This is a genomic window from Pseudomonas sp. PGPPP1, from assembly GCF_002255865.1.
GTDB classification, from domain to species: domain Bacteria; phylum Pseudomonadota; class Gammaproteobacteria; order Pseudomonadales; family Pseudomonadaceae; genus Aquipseudomonas; species Aquipseudomonas cremoris.
In genome coordinates, this window is the sequence record NZ_NKIG01000085.1 from 1 (window position 1) to 1,115 (window position 1,115).

Annotated in this window: 1 protein-coding gene, 1 other RNA gene and 1 pseudogene; all 3 read left to right on the forward strand. The window is 51.8% G+C overall.

What is annotated here, in order from left to right; translation table 11 throughout:
• Positions 1 to 208, forward strand: an RNA gene (gene rnpB / locus CFE47_RS31220) — RNase P RNA component class A; the annotation flags it as partial.
• A 354-nt stretch (positions 209 to 562) separates the two neighbouring features.
• The gene (gene mraZ, locus CFE47_RS31225; RefSeq protein ID WP_003171868.1) at positions 563 to 1,018 is read left to right on the forward strand and encodes a division/cell wall cluster transcriptional repressor MraZ; all 456 of its coding nucleotides are present in this window, start codon (positions 563 to 565) and stop codon (positions 1,016 to 1,018) included.
• Positions 1,015 to 1,115 (forward strand): annotated as a pseudogene (locus tag CFE47_RS31230) (16S rRNA (cytosine(1402)-N(4))-methyltransferase); the annotation flags it as partial. The gene mraZ and the pseudogene CFE47_RS31230, both read left to right, overlap by 4 nt.

A 1,115-nucleotide genomic window follows, 5' to 3' on the forward strand; every position in this document is an offset into this window, starting at 1 on the left:
CCGGTAAGGGTGAAAAGGTGCGGTAAGAGCGCACCGCACGACTGGCAACAGTTCGTGGCTAGGTAAACCCCACTTGGAGCAAGACCAAATAGGGTCCCAAGGCGTGGCCCGCGCTGGGACCGGGTAGGTTGCTAAAGATGTCCAGTGATGGCCATCGTAGACGAATGACTGTTCAAGACAGAACCCGGCTTATAGATCGACTCTCCACCTTTTTCCTTCTGTCCGAATCTCGGGCAGAAACCCGGTAATAACGCAAGAATCCCTCCCTGCCGAATCATTGGCAGATGCATCTTCGTAATACCAAAAAAATCTTACTCTTAATAAATCACTTTAACTTTAAGCCATAGCTCTTTGAGCTATTAGCGCTTGTTGGGCCAAAAACATCGCCGAACTCTGGTTTCTCCTCCTTTTACGATCCTAAATCTCCGTTCTGTAAGGCTTTTCCTTGAATCCGCGCCTTGACGGTGTGGTGGGCGCATTCCTATAGTGTGCGCAAGTGGCGGAAAGTGGCACAAAGTGGGTTTTTTGAACGTAAAACGCTAAAATTTGGAGAAACGCATCTGTGTTTCGCGGAGCTAACGCTATCAGTCTCGATGCAAAAGGCCGTCTCGCCATGCCGAGCCGGTATCGTGACGAGCTCATTTCGCGAAGTTCCGGGCAACTGATCATCACCATTGATGCCGTTGATCCTTGTTTATGTGTTTACCCGCTCGATGAGTGGGAGTTGATTGAAACCAAGTTGCGCGCTCTGCCTTCATTGCGTGAAGAAAACCGCCGTTTGCAGCGTTTGCTGATCGGTAATGCCGTCGACCTCGAACTCGATGGCAGTGGTCGTTTCCTGGTGCCGCCGCGTTTGCGCGAGTACGCCAAGCTCGATAAGCGCGCAATGCTGGTGGGCCAACTGAACAAGTTCCAATTGTGGGACGAAGATGCCTGGGATGCTGTGTCTGCAGCGGACCTGGCTGCTATTCAACAACCGGGCGCTATGCCTGATGAACTGCGTGATTTGATCCTGTGACTATTGATAGCGGCTTTAACCACATCACCGTACTGCTTGACGAAGCCGTTGAGGCTCTCGCCGTACGCGCGGATGGCTGCTATTTGGATGGCACCTT